1 protein-coding gene is annotated in these 695 nt (G+C 55.7%); it reads left to right on the top strand.

Features of this window, described 5'->3' with window-relative positions; translation table 11 throughout:
- Window positions 1-427, top strand: a 427-nt coding sequence (locus tag Q668_RS00565) for an IS110 family transposase (protein ID WP_022987630.1), incomplete at its 5' end; no start/stop codon positions are given.
- Between the last annotated feature and the right edge of the window lie 268 nt (window positions 428-695).

Consider the following 695-nt stretch of genomic DNA (forward strand, 5'->3'; position numbering starts at 1 on the left):
GCATGAGGCGAAACTGAAGCAAACAGCCAAACAGCTGGAGCCGGCACGGCGCCTGATGGGCGTGAAAGGGGTTGCGGAGAAAACGGCAACCGCGGTGGTGGCCTATGCCGGTGACGGTAAGGCCTTTAAGAGCGGACGACACTTTGCCGCCAATCTGGGATTGGTTCCGAACGAACACTCCAGTGGCGGCAAGCAAAAGCTCGGAAGCATCACCCGTCGAGGGAATAACTATCTGCGCCGATTGTTGGTTCAGGGTGCCTGGTCGGTCATCCGATACACGGATAAAGCCACCGACCGGCTATCACGCTGGGCGGCAGGGGTTATTGAGCGCAGAGGCAAACACAAAGCGGTGATTGCCGTGGCCAACAAGTTGGCAAGAATTCTATGGGCAATGCTCTACCACCAAACGGAGTACCGGGCGGCGTAAAGCAGCACTCAAGGAGCAAAGGCACCCCACGCAAATGCGGTGAGTAATGAGTTAACAGGGTTAAACCGGCCCTTGTGAATGCTGGCGAGCACACGGAGCACCAACTCCGTAGGGACGATAAGCGGCAAGGGCGCGGTTTTCATTGAGGCCAGAGTCACCGGAGTGACTCATCATAAAGGCCGGATATATGTGCGCAGTTTTACCCAGTTAACTTTTTACACCACCGAGAGCTTGGGAGGCTTGCGCAACAAGAGGTCTACATATATGT

The sequence above is a fragment of the Marinobacter sp. ES-1 genome (assembly GCF_000475255.1).
GTDB lineage: Bacteria > Pseudomonadota > Gammaproteobacteria > Pseudomonadales > Oleiphilaceae > Marinobacter > Marinobacter vinifirmus.